Annotated in this window: 10 protein-coding genes and 3 pseudogenes; 2 read left to right on the forward strand and 11 right to left on the reverse strand. The window is 68.7% G+C overall.

Annotation, left to right across the window (positions count from 1 at the left end; genetic code table 11):
• Positions 1-282 precede the first annotated feature (282 nt).
• Both AOQ53_RS26205 and panD read right to left on the reverse strand, forming a co-directional pair.
• Positions 283-627: a GNAT family N-acetyltransferase gene (locus AOQ53_RS26205; protein ID WP_059420927.1), complete on the reverse strand. Its 345-nt coding sequence runs from the start codon at positions 625-627 to the stop codon at positions 283-285.
• Positions 628-655: 28 nt separating this feature from the next.
• Entirely contained in the window at positions 656-1,075 is a 420-nt protein-coding gene (panD, locus tag AOQ53_RS26210) for an aspartate 1-decarboxylase (RefSeq protein WP_059420928.1), read from the reverse strand.
• A gap of 507 nt (positions 1,076-1,582) precedes the next feature.
• Between panD and AOQ53_RS26215 the strand changes: the two genes are divergently transcribed.
• The gene (locus AOQ53_RS26215; protein WP_059420930.1) at positions 1,583-2,281 is read left to right on the forward strand and encodes an N-6 DNA methylase; all 699 of its coding nucleotides are present in this window, start codon (positions 1,583-1,585) and stop codon (positions 2,279-2,281) included.
• Positions 2,282-2,530: 249 nt separating this feature from the next.
• Positions 2,531-2,782: a hypothetical protein gene (locus AOQ53_RS44860; protein ID WP_059420932.1), complete on the forward strand. Its 252-nt coding sequence runs from the start codon at positions 2,531-2,533 to the stop codon at positions 2,780-2,782.
• A gap of 431 nt (positions 2,783-3,213) precedes the next feature.
• Here AOQ53_RS44860 and AOQ53_RS26225 read toward each other — a convergent pair whose 3' ends face one another.
• The 9 genes and pseudogenes from AOQ53_RS26225 to AOQ53_RS44875 all read right to left on the reverse strand — a co-directional run bounded on the left by AOQ53_RS26225 (position 3,214) and on the right by AOQ53_RS44875 (position 13,332).
• The gene (locus AOQ53_RS26225; protein ID WP_148640382.1) at positions 3,214-3,633 is read right to left on the reverse strand and encodes a hypothetical protein; all 420 of its coding nucleotides are present in this window, start codon (positions 3,631-3,633) and stop codon (positions 3,214-3,216) included.
• Positions 3,630-8,336 (reverse strand): putative T7SS-secreted protein, encoded by a 4,707-nt coding sequence (locus tag AOQ53_RS26230; RefSeq protein WP_078945510.1) that lies wholly within the window; start codon positions 8,334-8,336, stop codon positions 3,630-3,632. Before AOQ53_RS26230 ends, AOQ53_RS26225 begins: the two co-directional genes overlap by 4 nt.
• Positions 8,336-9,019, reverse strand: coding sequence for a hypothetical protein (locus AOQ53_RS26235; protein WP_236711825.1), 684 nt, complete (start codon positions 9,017-9,019; stop codon positions 8,336-8,338). Before AOQ53_RS26235 ends, AOQ53_RS26230 begins: the two co-directional genes overlap by 1 nt.
• On the reverse strand, positions 9,009-9,584 hold the full coding sequence (locus AOQ53_RS26240) for a hypothetical protein (protein ID WP_174523351.1): 576 nt from the start codon (positions 9,582-9,584) through the stop codon (positions 9,009-9,011). The genes AOQ53_RS26235 and AOQ53_RS26240 overlap by 11 nt, the downstream gene beginning before the upstream one ends.
• Positions 9,585-10,528: 944 nt before the next feature.
• Complete coding sequence (locus AOQ53_RS45265; RefSeq protein WP_059420938.1) at positions 10,529-10,723, reverse strand: hypothetical protein; 195 nt, start codon at positions 10,721-10,723, stop codon at positions 10,529-10,531.
• Between the two features lie 454 nt (positions 10,724-11,177).
• Positions 11,178-11,789 (reverse strand): annotated as a pseudogene (locus AOQ53_RS47460) (aldehyde dehydrogenase family protein); the annotation flags it as partial.
• Between the two features lie 100 nt (positions 11,790-11,889).
• A pseudogene (locus AOQ53_RS48145) lies at positions 11,890-12,657 on the reverse strand (aldehyde dehydrogenase family protein); the annotation flags it as partial.
• Positions 12,658-12,747: 90 nt separating this feature from the next.
• Positions 12,748-13,123: pseudogene (locus AOQ53_RS41635) on the reverse strand (transposase family protein); the annotation flags it as partial.
• Entirely contained in the window at positions 13,087-13,332 is a 246-nt protein-coding gene (locus AOQ53_RS44875) for a hypothetical protein (RefSeq protein WP_059420946.1), read from the reverse strand. The pseudogene AOQ53_RS41635 and the gene AOQ53_RS44875, both read right to left, overlap by 37 nt.
• Between the last annotated feature and the right edge of the window lie 110 nt (positions 13,333-13,442).

The following is a 13,442-nucleotide window of genomic DNA, read 5'->3' on the forward strand; positions in this document are numbered from 1 at the left end:
GGTCGGGGCCGGGGGCGGAGGGGTCGGCTCCGGGCCCGGTGGAGGCTGCGGGTTCGGCACCGGATCGGGGTGCGGCTCCGGGCCCGGCGTCGGCCCCGGCGGCACGGGGTCGGGATACGGATTCATCATGAGGTCCTCCAGCCAGTCGCTCGACTCCGGCTCTGGACTACTCCCCCGCCTACCCATCGACTGCTTCCCCAGTCACCCCCGCGCGGGACGGGTGAGGGGCCAGGTGGGGGTAACGGGGGTCGGGCTCGGACACCGTACGTCCCGGCTCGGGAGTCAGAAGCGGCCCGGGTGTTCGGTCAGCCAGTCCTTCGCCGCCGTCAGCAGGGCCTGGTCAGCCGGTGGGGCCTCGTCGGGGTGGCGTTCGGACCACTTGGCGACGTAGGGGCAGAGCGGGGCGACGGCGCTGTGCTCGCGGCGGGCGATGCCGTAGAGCTCTCGTGCCAGCGCGCCCGCGATGCCCTGGCCCTCGTGGGCCGGTTCGACGATCGTGTGCACGGGCACGAGCGCGCGTTCGGGGCTGTCGAGGACGAAGTACTCGATGCGGCCGACGACTTCACCGCCGGACACCGCCTCCAGGCGGCCCGCCGCCCGGTCGTCGCGGATCTCCAGGTCCCTCATGGACACGCTCCTGTCCCCTGTACGTCGGTCAGGCCCGGACGGCCTGCGGGCTGCGCTGCTGGTCCGAGCCCGGTACCGGCTCGGACGGGTCGTTGCCGAGGTCCACGATCCGGTTGTCGCCGTCCACGTGCACGACCCGGGGGGTGAGTGCCCGCGCCTCGGCGTCCGTCACCTGGGCGTAGCTGATGATGATCACCAGATCGCCGGGGTGGACGAGATGGGCGGCGGCCCCGTTGATCCCGACGACGCCGGACCCGCGCTCGCCCTCGATGACGTACGTCTCCAGCCGGGCGCCGTTGGTGATGTCCACGATGTGCACGAGCTCGCCGGGCAGCAGGTCGGCGGCGTCCAGCAGGTCGGCGTCGATGGTCACCGATCCCACGTAGTGCAGGTCGGCCTGGGTGACGGTGGCGCGGTGGATCTTGGACTTGAACATGGTGCGCAGCATGTTGAACTCCTGGAAGACGGCTCCCTGCCTGCTTTGTGCAGGTCAAGGGCGGTCTTCACTTTACACGGGCACGCGTCGAAGTCGACGATTGTGGGGAACATCGCTCCTCTTGGGACACAAGGCTCCCTGCCTGGGCTTCCGAGCGAACCAGGTTGTTGTGACATCGCAGACCATGCACCTACTCGGACACTCTTCGCGGAATGCGCCAGGACTGATGCTGACCAGACGCTGACTTAACTGACGGAGCATCAGCAACCTGAACGGCATAGCCGGGTCAGTTCCCAAGAGCAACTGACCCGGTAATGCGCGAATACAACTCTCAGCCTGGTTCCGGCGGTGCGGGTTGTCCGTGGTCGTACGTCGAACGATCCATGCGACGGCGAACAGGGGGGCGGATCGCTCATCCGTGGCTCACTGTGCAGCGTGCCAACGTGAGGGCAGTCCGAATGCGCCAGGGATGTCTGTTTCCACGAGATCGGCCGCCGCCTCAACGCGGGCCACGCGCTGATGGGCAAAGCCCTCCAACTGCTCACCGACAACGTCAACGAGCGGTTCGAAGTGACCTTGAACCTCCTCGCCCGTACCGTGGCGGCCGTCGACTGGGAGAACATCCGGCAGGGCAACCGGGACGCCTACCTCCACCTCTACGAGTCGTCCCTTTCCGTCTACGACGACAGCCTCCGCCAGCGCAGCGGCTCGTACTACACCCCGCACCAGGTCGTCGAGGAGATGGTCCGGCTCGCCGAAGAGGTGCTGCGCACCCGCCTGGCAAAGGCGCGCGGCTACGGCGACGAGAGCGTGTACATCGTCGGCCCCGCGATGGGCACCGGCACTTACCTGCACACCGTCATCGAGCGGGTTGGCGCGGCAGGCGGCCGAGCGGCACGGCGACGCCATGTACCCGACGCGATCGGCCGGCTCGCCGAGCGACTGTACGGTTTCGAGCTCCAGATAGGCCCGTTCGCGGTCGCCGAACTCCGCGCGGCCGACCTGCTGAAGAAGCACGGCGCCCCACTCCCGCCGGGCGGACCGCACGTCGCCCTCGTCGTACGGCGTGGGTGGTCGGCTGTGGGCTTGGTTGTACGGGGCTTGTACGGGCGTTGTACGGGTCCGGCGCGTGTCCCGTTTCCCGCGCGCCGCGTTGGACATGGACTGGTGGCGAGCGCGGCCGTGGGCGGGGCGCGGAGCGGGATGGGAAAGGCGTGAGACTGTGAGGACGGTAGGGGACACGCGGACGGGGCGGAGCGACCGGGGCCCGATTCTGTCGGGCATGTGGTCGGCGTCTGGGGTGCTCTTGCAGTACCTGCGGAAGTGGGCCGGGTTGAACCAGCAGCAGCTCGGGGATGCCATCGGCTACTCACTGGAGTAGATGGCCTCACGTCCGCAGCGGATGCGCGGGCTGCCGTCGCGTCATGCGGGGCGCGGTGTGGGAAGGGCATGCCGCACCATTCGCGGATGATCGTGTTGCAGCCCGTCCTCGAGGTCTACGCGCCCACCGGTTACACGCTCTGGCCGATCACCGAGCCCGGACAGTCGTACGGCTTCATGCCTCTCGGCGGCGAACTCTCCGCCGCCGAGGTAGGCACGGCGTTCATGCGCATCGCCGAGTGCAACAACGTCGAGCCGGAGGCCGACAGCCGGCCGCGGAAGCCCGCCGACCCGCTCGCTTCCTTCCTGCCGGGCTGCTCACCATGGACGACCTCTTGACGTCCGGAGGTCTGTGCGTCACCGACACCGTCACTCGCCGAGGGCAGGGTCCGTCTGACCGTGGACGCGGAGCGGGACGAGAGCGCCGTGAGCCGTTTCGCCGTTTTCCGCCAGGCGAAGTCTCGCCGTGCGGCAGCAAGGGGGCCGTACCTGTAGCGCCAGCGCGTGCCGTCCGGTGTCGTCATCCCAATGAGGCGGTCTTCCGCATCCCACTCGTAGCGCCTGGTGTCCGGTTTTGGGCCGACAGTGCGTCTTCTGGCGCAAGGCGATGTGGCCCAGCTCATCGTTTTCATAGCGGACGTTGCCGGCTTGAGCGATGCACGTGCCCACGTACTCGCAGGGGCCGGTCGCCTCACCGCCGGGGTAGGCCGTCGGCCGGTGCTGCCCCTGCAACTGACCAGCTCAAAATGAGGTTGGGAAAGCTTACTGCCTCAGTCTTCCGAGATGTGTACCCGCAGCAGATGCTGGATGATGAGTTCGAAATCTGACAGCGCTTTGAGGCAAAATTCTTGATCTTGAACGTTGATAGAGTGAACAACGTCTCTGAAGCTGGGGTCGGCGAGCCCGTGCGCCTCACGCAGGACCCGCGTTGGGACCAGCACCCAGTTTCTGCGCGTTCTGTCGATTTCCCAGTCAACTTGCGTCGGCAGAGCCCTCACGGCAGCTTCAATGAGCTGCGCCACCCCTTCTTCTGGGAACGCGTAGCGCCACCCCATGTAAGGAACCTGAGCATAGCCATATGCAGCATTGAATTCCGTGGGCAATTTGAACCATGCGAGTTCTCCAAACCTGCTCAGCGCCTGCACCGCCTGCTCGCCACGACTCGACATAATCATCCATTCATTCGTCACCAGAGGGGGCCGGAGTATCCCCCATCTTGGACGATAAGCTTCTTTCCCGGATTCTCCAGACGAATGGCTCGCTCATAGTCACCGTATGGAATTGGTTTTGAGCTCATCGCGGGATCGTACACGTATCGCCCGTCCGTATAAACGTCATGATAGCGATATTCCGTCACTATACGACCTGCATCTTCAGGAATGTTAATGGCTGAACTTTCACGCATCGTGAAATTGATGATGTTCCCTCGCCCTCCACCCTCTCTTAGGATGTACTCCGCAATCTCCGAACAGTCGATATTCCCACCAATCGGAGCAGACCTCATGGCTGCGGCCGCTCCTTCGTCGGGCGGATAGTTCGGGTTCGGCTCCCTGAAGTCGTAAGTGCCGCGCCCATTCTTGCCACGAGGACATTCGGGAGCAAGTCCGAGTGAATCAGATTGTCCGTGTGGATTACGAACATAGGTGGTTGGGTTGGGCGCTGGGACGAGCCCGAGCGGATCGGGGGTAAGGTACCGGGCGCTTTCGGGGTCGTAGTGGCGGAAGTAGTTGTAGTGCAGGCCCGTTTCCGGGTCGTAGTACTGGCCGGGGAAGCGGAGGGGTGTGTAGGTGGGGCTGTTCGCGGCCCATGAGGTGGTGCCCCACAGGGTGCTGCGTGTTCGCCAAGCCAAGTCTCCGTGTTCGTCGACCAGCTCGGTCGGCGTGCCGATCAGGTCGGTGACGATGGAGAAGAAGCGGGAGTCGATCTCCTCCTGTGGTGCGTCTGCGGCCGTGATGCGCTCGGTCTGGGCGACGGGGTGCAGGCCCCGGTGGTCCCACGTCAGGGTGACTGGGTTGGGTAGGTCGATGGACGTGGTGGTCTGTTCGCACAGGGTCGTGCCGTCCCAGGTGAAGTCCACGCGCTCGACGACCGTTTGGGCGTCTTCCGCCAGGCGGAGTTTCGCCGTGCGGCGGCCCAGGGGGTCGTACGTGTAGCGCCAGCGCGTGCCGTCCGGAGTCGTCACCGACGTGAGGCGGTCCTCCGCGTCCCATTCGTAGCGCCACGTGTCCGGCTTGCGGGACAGGCGGGTCTTCTGGCGCAGGGTGATGCGGCCGAGGGCGTCGTGTTCGTAGCGGACGTTGCCGGCTCGGGTGATGCGGGTGCCCACGTAGTCGCGGGGGCCGGTTGCGTCCGCGCCGGGGTGTGAGGACGGCCAGTGTGCCGTCGTCTGGTTGCCTGCCGCGTCGTACGCGTACGTCTCCGACCAGTTCGCCGCGTGGACCGCCGTCACCCGGCCCGTCGCGTCCAGGTCGAAGCGGCGGGAGCCCGAGAGGCGGTCGTCGATACCGATCAGGTTGCCGTCGGCGCGGTAGGTGTAGGAGCGGTGTTGCACGGCACGGTCGCCCGTACCCGTCACCGACTGGGTGGTCAGACGGCCCAGGGGGTCGAAGGTGTGCTCCAGGGTGACAGTCTCGCCGATGCGGCGGATCAGTTCGCGCCCTGCCGGGTCGTAGGTGATGTCGATCGAGCGGCCTGAGGCCACCATGCCGGTGCGGCGGCCCGCGGCATCGTACGACCATGTCGTCGTCGCGCCGGTCGGGGTCATACGGCCCGTGCGACGGCCCATCTCGTCGTAGGTGTAGGTCAGCGTGCGGCCGTCGACCGTCTCCGAGCGCAGGCGGCCAAAGCGGTCGCGCAGGAGGGTCAGACGTGTGTCGTCCGGGCCGATGGCCTCCGTCAGTTGGTCCGTCATGTCGTACGCGTACGTCGTGATCCGGCCCGCCGCCTCCTTGCGGATCACCTGGCCCAGCTCGTTGCGCTCGAACCGCGTCACCCCACCGAGTGCGTTCGTCCGGGAGGCCAGACGGTCGGCCGGGTCGTACGTGTACGTGAGCGTGCGGTCGTCGAAGTCCGTCTCCGTGATGAGGCGTCCGGCCGCGTCGTACTCGTAGTTCCACGTCAAGCCCTGCGGGCTGGTGACCTTCGTCAGCCGCAGTTCCAGGTCGTGGTCGAAGTCGTAGCGGACGCCGTCCGGACCCGTGCGGGCGGTCAGCAGGTCGAAATGGGTGTACTCGAAGCGGGAGACCCCGCCAACCGGGTCCGTGTGGGTGGTGCAGTTGCCCTCGCCGTCGTACGTCCATGACTCGGTCGAGCCGTCTGCTGCCGTACGGCGGGCCAGGTGGCCCTCCACCGTCCACTCCAGGCGGGTCACGGCGCCCGTGGGGTCGGTGACGGTGACCGGGCGGCCGAAGGCGTCGCGTTCGTAGCGGGTGGTCGCGCCGAGCGGGCCCGTGATCTCCAGGGGGAGGCCCGCGCGGTCGCACACGATAGTGGTCGTGTGGCCCAGCGGGTCGGTCACGGAGGTGACATGGCCCGCCTCGTCGTGGGTGAAGTGCGTGGTCTGGCCCGACGGGTCGGACACCGACGTGCGGTTGCCCCGTTCGTCGTACGTCTGGCGGACCACCGTGCCGTCCGCGTTCACCACCTTCACCGGCAGGCCGAGCTCGTTGTACTCGGCTCTTGCCTCGCGGCCGTCGGGGCGGGTCAGGGTGAGGAGGTTGCCCGACTCGTCGTAGTGGAACGTGCTGCGGTGGCCGAGGGGGTCGGTGCGGGAGAGGAGGCGGTGGTAACGGTCGCGTTCGAAGCGGGTGACCGCGCCGAGGGGGTCGGTCTCGGCGACGATCTGGCAGGCGTCGTTGACGACGTAGCGCCGGGTGTGACCTTCGGCGGTGGTCGTGGTCGTCACGCGCAGGCCGGTGTCCGGGTCCCTGTCGTCGTAGGAGAGGCGCAGGGTCATGTGGCCGTGCGTGCCGCCCTCGGCGACGCAGCGGTCCTGGTCGTCGTACTCGTACGTGTAGCCGCGGTTGTTCGTGTCCGTCCAGGAGGTGATGCGGCCGGACTCGTCGTAGGTGAAGCGGAGAGGTCGGCCTGAGGAGTTGATGACCTCGGTGAGGTGACCGTCTGTGTAGGCGTAGCGCTTCAGCTCCTCGCCCGTGGCCGCGAGCTGGAGGGCCGTCACGCGGCTCGCCTCCGTGGTGACACGGACGTGGTAGCCGCCGCTGGAGATCACGGCCAGCGGGGTGCCCTCGGCGTCGTACTCGAACGTGATCCAGTTGCCGTTGCGGTCGTCGATCTGTTCCAGGACCGCCAGGTCGTCGGTGCGGTCGGCGAAATGCCAGACGCGGTGGGTGGTGGGGTCAGTGACCGTGTAGCCGCCGTTCTCGCGGTCCAGCGGCCAGCGCGGGCCGTGGGAGGGAAGCGTGGGGAGGCCCGGGGCCGGGTGCGGGTAGGTGAGGAGAAGGCCGTCCTCGGTGACGAGAACGACTCCCTCTGCGTCGATCTCCAGGCGCTGGTCCAGGGTGGAGGACCAGGAGGGGCCGAACCACCTGCCGTAGTGGTACCCCGACTCCACCCGCCGTCTGAAGACGAGGGGGAGGGCGCCGGGCAACGCCACGTCGGTCTGCGGCAGGTACATCTTGCCGGTGGTGAGGTCGACCGGGTCTGTGGGATCGCGCTCGACCTTCTCCCGCGGGTTCGGGGTGTCGTGCTGCTCCGGGTTCTTTCTGGCGGCGTCCGCCGCGCCCTTGGCTTCTCTGCTCGCTGCCCCCTCCATCCCCTCCTTCACCGCGGTCCGCAGCCCGCCCCTCGCCAGCCCCAGCCCCTTGGTGCCGATCAGCTCGGGGATCAGGCGGCCGATACCCTCGGACGGATCCTTCTTGAAGCCCTCCCACGCGGACTTCACCACGCGCTCGGGATGCGCGGCAGTGGAGACGAGACCGGAGAGCGTCATGCTGACGTTCTGGAGGTACTGGGCGGGGTGGGTGATGTTGTACCCGTCGAGCGGGTTGATGCCTCGGGCGAAGTTGACCAGGCCCGCCCCGCCTTTGACCACACCACCAGCGACGTGGAGGATCTCGGTGTTGACCGCCACGTACCCGTCCTCGGCGTTGGCCCGGAGGCGGTCCAGGGCAGGCGGTTCTGCGGGTGCGTGGGCGAGTGCGGCCTGGACCGACGTGGCGGCGGTACGGCCGGCGTCGTTGCGCTGGCGGCGGGCCTCGGCGAGGATCTCGCGGGCGCGCTTGATGTCGGCGGTGCCCGGATCCTTGAAGGGCTCGGGACGCGGGCCCGGGTCCTCGTTCGTCTTCAGCTTGGCGTTGTAGGCGTCGACGCGCTTGTTGTAGGAGTCGGCCGCGTCGTCCGACGCCTTCTTGCCCTTCTTGTACAGGTCGATGGCGTCCTGGGCCTGGGCCTGCGCCCACTTGACCGTGTCGGCGAAGTCCTCCAATGCCTTGGCCGCCTTCTCGCAGGCGTCCGCCGCGTGCAGCCACTTGGTCGGGTGCATGGCGAACTTCTCGCGGAACGTGTCAGCGGCCTCGCCCTTCCAGTGCGAGGAGTCCAGCTTCCGCATCCCGTCGCCGACCTTGTCGAAGGCCTTGCGGAAGTCCTTCAGGTGCGAGGCGGACGCCCGGATGGTGCCCGGGTTGCCGTGGATCAGCTCGTTCGCCTGCTCGGTCTGCCCGAGCTGCTGCTCGCCCGGCGTGGCACCGAGGTCCGAGGCCAGTTCGTCGCCGAAGTCCTCGACCTTGTCGGCCCAGCCCTCGGCCCCGACCTTCTCCAGACCCGCACCGACGAGATCGGTGCCCTTGTCGACACCCTCACCGACAAGCTTCTTACCCTCCTCCCAGCCGTCCTCAAGCTTGCCCAGTCCGCCGTTGACGAGATCACCGAAGCCCATCAGCGGCTCTCCTCGCCCTGCTGGGGCTGGGGCTGCTGGGCCCGTTCCTCGGCCGACGGCCCGAACGTCGCGTCCAGGAAGGTCTCGTACTGCTCGTCACTCACGCCCGTTGCCTGCTGGACGTTCAGCGGGCCGGGGATGGGGCCGGACATCGCCTGCGAGGTCATCATGTCGCGGCTCGCGTCCATCCAGCCCTGCTTGCTGTTGTCCCACGCCTGGTCGAAGGACTCCGCGCTGTAGTCCGGGTTCCTGAGGGAGTCCATACCGGTGCCGGCGATCTGGCGCCAGCCCATCTGTGTGACCTCATCCTCGGACGCGTACGGGTTGCCCATGAGGGAGTTGACGCCGATCTTCAGGGCGCCCTCCACGTACTGATCCGTCTCGTGCAACGTGCCCGCCGACAGGCCCACGTTCTGCGCGAAGAGGTTGCCCTCGATCACGAGGTCGCGCACGCCCCACTCCCAGCGCTCACAGAACGACTTGAAGGCCGAGGTCAGCCCATCGTGCCCCAACTGCATTCCAGACAGCGCGAGCTCCTCGAACCCACGGCCGGAACCGGCCATGCTGTCCATGCCGAGCTCCTTCAACTCGGACAGTGTCAGCGTGATGCCCTGCGCGATGGCATCGAGGCCGATCGCCTGGATGTCTTTGCCGCCGCTGCCGCCGCCCATTTCACCGCTCACCGCGGTCCTCCACGTCCACCGTCTCCGTGTCCACTGCGGCCGCATCCGGCACGATCCCCGCCACCGGCGGGAACAGCACGCCGCCCCCGTCACTGCCCACGTCCAACGCCACCCCGGTCGGCACCCCCGTCGCCGGAACACCGGCATCCAGCAACCGCGCCCCCAGCACACGTCGGTACTCCCACTCCCGCGAGCCTTCACCCCGCGCGATCGCGAACCTGGCCAGCGCCGACTCGTCCGAGAAGGCGTAGATCCACCGGATGCCGCCGTAGTCCCCGACCAGCGGGGCTTCATCCTCGTCCAGCGGCACGAGTACGGGCGTACGGCGGAACTCACCGAGCAGGGCGGCGAACTCGCGCCGGGCACGGGCACTGTCGTCCGTGCTGCCCGGAGAGAGGGCCGCGGCGGTCGGCGATATTGCAGCTCCCGTCAGGGGGCCAGGCGATGACGATTCAACGCTGTCCCGCGGCGCCTGCCCGACCTTGTCGTCCGGGTCAGCGTTCTCCAGGTAGTCGTACAGCCTGGACCTGGGGATCTCCGGGCCCTCGCCCCCTTCTTCAGCCATGCCCGGGATCATCACATCCCCATATTGTCGAGCGCAACGCGGACCACCGGCCGGGGCAGGATTTGGCTGTCAAGTCGGCGCCGACTCCCCCGATCCCTCATCTGCGCGGAGGGCCCGTTACAGTCGTGAGAGCGATCGCTCAGATGGTGTTGGCGTACGCGACCTGGAGCAGGACCGGGGCTGCGGGGCGGTCTGCGAGCACCGCCTTCCTGCTGGTAACAGCCCAACGCACGTACCCTTGCGCGCTCCGGCCACGATCCGGTGATCATGCAACAGCCTGGGGAACCGCATGGTCCGCAGCCCAGCGTCGCGGTCACAGCGATCGATGGACACTTACCGGGAAGACTCAGTGTGGGCGGTCGGAGGCGCCGGTCCACTGGGGGAAACTGCTCGACGGCGAGCTGGCGGGGAAGCCGGGCGTCCGCAGTAAATCCGCCCTGAGTGTGAATACTTCCGGAGGCACCAACGGCCAATGCACAGGCCGTCGTTCCAACGCCCCCTCCGGCAACTCCGCCGTCAGCAATTCTCCGCCATGGCCCGAGCCTCCCGAACCACTTGGAGTCGCCCTCGACCTCATTCGCGACAAACTTCTCAACGATCCAGGCAGCCCTCGAAACAGATCCAGAACCCGTTCCCCGCGGGCCCCCTCGGACCACAGCACCCGCGTCGACGCGCACGTCGCCAGCGCTGCCCTTGGGATCAAGTCTCCCCCCAGCCGCAGCCGCCCCGGGGCCAGGCACTGCTCAATGGTCTGGCGCCATGCATCAACGACCACCGAATCCTGCTCCGCGTCCGCTGCCGTCACCGCGTCCACGGCCCGGTTGCCCGGCACGCCATCGCGTCCGGGCTGCCCTCGGCCTCCCCACGCCTCGATCAGGCGGTCCGCCAGGTGACGGCATGCCGCCACCGGAACGCAGCCGAGCCCATCGCGATGTCCGCGACCTTCAGACGAGAAGCCGGGCCTTCGACTTCAGGCGCCACTCCCCCGCGTCCGCCATCTGGAGCGGGTCCGGCTCGTACACCAGCGACCCCAGCGCGTGCAGCACGACTTCCTCCGCCAGGACGCGGGGCGTGCAGTGCGTGCCCGTGTTCTCTCTCAGGCGAAACTCCGCTCGCAGTCGGCCGCTCAGACACGCCACCGCCGAGCACGATGCTTTCATGCGTGAGAACGCCGACGGCATCTCCCTCTTCCGCGCCCGGCAGGCCGCCCTCTTCCATGATGAGCGCCGGACGTGGGAGAGAGCCGGTGGGTTCGCGCCCCCGCCCGGCCCGAACCTCGTACCGCAGAGAGCCGGACACCGTCCAGCTTGATGCTGACCATTTGCTGACCCGAATGCCACAATCCGGGCTCTGACCTGCGGAAACACCCAGACACTAGATCTTGGACTTGAACATGGTGCGCAGCATGGAGAGGCTCCCGGTTTGTCTGCTCCCTGCCTGCTTCGCAGGTCAGGGGCGGTCCCCGTAGCGTACAACCATGCCCGGCTTTACCACAGGCTCGGAGATCTCAGGCCCTTGCGGGCAGGTGGTCAGGGCTTCTCGGCGGACGGCTGGTGGCGCGTGCGCGAGGGTGCCCGCCCGGCCCGCATGACGTCAGGCGTGGCCGGCAGGCGAGGACGACGGGGTGCTCCGCAGCGAGTCGAGAACCCGTGGTGAGGCCTGCAGTGCCGTGCGCTGCATCAGGTTTACGACACCACGGGTGCCTGCCATCTCCGCTCCGCCGCCGGCCCGGCCGGGGCCCCCGTGCTTCATGGCCGGAAGCGGCGATCCGTGGCCGGTGGTCTGCGCCATGTTCGTCGAGTCCAGCAGGTGCAGTCGCCCGTGCCAGGGGGCCGCCTCCTGGACGAAGGCGGTCGTCCAGACGAGGTCGTCGCCGACGACGGAGGCCGCGAGGCTGCCCCGGCCACGCGCCACCAGGGCCGTCGCGTGGGCCGTGTCGCGGTAGGCCAGCGCGGTCGCGGCCGGTCCGAACGGCTCCACCTCGTGAGGTGCGGCGGCGTCCGGGTCGGCGGAGACGAGAAGGGTGTCGAGGAACGCCCCCCGTTCGGGATCGGCGTCGAGCACGCGCACCTCCTCGGGGTCGCCGTGCACGAAGCGTCCGGACTCGGCGATCTTCCGTGCCACCTGCCGTACGTCGTCGCGCTGGGCGAGGCTGACGACCGGCCCCATCCGCACACCTCCGCGGCGGGGTTCCCGATGGCGACTCCGGCGAGCTCGGCGGCGATCGCGTCGCGCGCTGCGGCCTCGTGCTCGCGGGGACGAGGCCGCGGCGGATCGCGGTGCACTTCTGGCCCGCCTTGACGGTCATCTCGGTCACCACCTCGCGCACGAACGCCTCGAACAGCGGGGAACCCGGGGTGACGTCCGGGGCCAGCACGATGGCGTTGACGGAGTCGGCCTCGGCGTTGAACCGGACCGAACGGGCCACCAGGTCGGGGTGGGTGCGCAGCGTCCGGGCGGCGGCGGAGCCGGTGAAGGAGAGGACGTCCTGCTCGCCGAGCAGGCCGAGCGCCGGGCGCACCGAACCGGCGACCATCTGCAGGTCTCCGGGCGGCAGCACGCCGGCGTCCGCGACGATCCGGACCGGGTGCTCGGCGAGGTAGGCGGTCAGGGTGGCCGGCTTCACCACGCTGGGCATGCCCGCCAGCACGGCCTGGGCGAGCTTCTCCAGCGGCGCCCACACCGGGAAGTTGAAGGCGTTCACCTGGAGCATCAGGCCCGGGGAGGGGCTGACGAGGTGGACGCCCAGGGAGTCCTCGCCCCGGGCGAGGCGTTCGGCGGGGCCTTCCACGAGGTGGGGCCCGTCCGGCAGCTCGGTGCGGGCGCGGGCCGCGTAGTCGCGCAGGACGCGGATGCCGCCGTCGACGTCGTAGCGGGCGTCGTTGAGGGTGGCGCCGGCGCGGGTCGAGAGGGCGTACAGCTCTTCACGGGTGGGGCGCGGACGGCCGCGACGAGCGCGTCCAGGAGGTCGGCCCGCCGGTGGAAGCTCAGCGCGCGCAGCGCTGTGCCGCCGGCGCGGCGCGCATGGTCGAACGCACCCGCGAGGTCGAGGCCTTGGGAGGAGACGCGGCACACCGTCTCGCCGGTGACGGCGTCGTGCACGTCAACTGCCGTTGTGTCGGCGGCAGACGGCGCGACCCAGGTGTCCTGCAGGTAGCTTTTCGTGGGTGCGGGCCGCGGTCAGGTCGGGCGCGCGGCCGGGCAGCGCGGGTGAGATCCCCAGCAGCCGGCCAACCGGTTCGGTCACCACTTGCGCGTGCACGCCGTGGCGGCGGTGTTTGGTGCCAGTGGTCAGCCTGACCGTCGCCCAGGCGATCGCACTCCGCGAGAGTGCCGTCGAGCAGGACGGAGTCGGGATCGGTCTCGCGCAGCACGTTGAGCAGGCCGGGTGCACGGTCAGCGAGCAGGCCGATCACCGCAGTGGTGCAGGCGTGAGCGGTGCCCGCCGAGATACCGAAGCCGGCGGCGATCTGGACGAGCGTGTCGTGCTTGCGCAGGTGCGTCAGGCCGACCGGCGCAGGTCGGTGCGGCGGGAGTCGGTGAAACGGGCCCAGTCGGCCGTGATCCGGGACCATCCAGGAACCTGCTGCGTTGTGCGGACATGGCGATCGCCGAAGTGCGTCGCCGGGCCGCACGCGGCGAACCGGCCATCGTCACGGTCGGGGACGTGACCGGGGTGGCCTGCCGGCGCTACGGGCACCTCTTCGTGGAGCGCGAAGAGGCAGCTGCCGCCCTCCGCCAGCGTCATCAGGCCACCGACTGCCGGACGGGCTGCATGACCTGCGTCCCTCATACGTCCTCGCCGCTATCCCTCGGACACCACCAACACCCGGCGGTGCCGGGTTCCGTGAGCGCGCT

The sequence above is a fragment of the Streptomyces azureus genome, assembly GCF_001270025.1.
In the GTDB taxonomy this organism is placed as follows: Bacteria; Actinomycetota; Actinomycetes; order Streptomycetales; family Streptomycetaceae; genus Streptomyces; species Streptomyces azureus.

What these genes read in the sequence shown, in the direction of transcription:
- AOQ53_RS26205 (WP_059420927.1), bottom strand. Translation starts at nt 627, where the DNA reads ATGAGGGACCTGGAGATCCGCGACGACCGGGCGGCGGGCCGCCTGGAG.
- panD (WP_059420928.1), bottom strand. Translation starts at nt 1,075, where the DNA reads ATGCTGCGCACCATGTTCAAGTCCAAGATCCACCGCGCCACCGTCACC.
- AOQ53_RS26230 (WP_078945510.1), bottom strand. Translation starts at nt 8,336, where the DNA reads ATGGGCTTCGGTGATCTCGTCAACGGCGGACTGGGCAAGCTTGAGGAC.
- AOQ53_RS26240 (WP_174523351.1), bottom strand. Translation starts at nt 9,584, where the DNA reads ATGGCTGAAGAAGGGGGCGAGGGCCCGGAGATCCCCAGGTCCAGGCTG.
- AOQ53_RS26215 (WP_059420930.1), top strand. Translation starts at nt 1,583, where the DNA reads ATGGGCAAAGCCCTCCAACTGCTCACCGACAACGTCAACGAGCGGTTC.
- AOQ53_RS44860 (WP_059420932.1), top strand. Translation starts at nt 2,531, where the DNA reads ATGATCGTGTTGCAGCCCGTCCTCGAGGTCTACGCGCCCACCGGTTAC.
- AOQ53_RS44875 (WP_059420946.1), bottom strand. Translation starts at nt 13,332, where the DNA reads ATGACGCTGGCGGAGGGCGGCAGCTGCCTCTTCGCGCTCCACGAAGAG.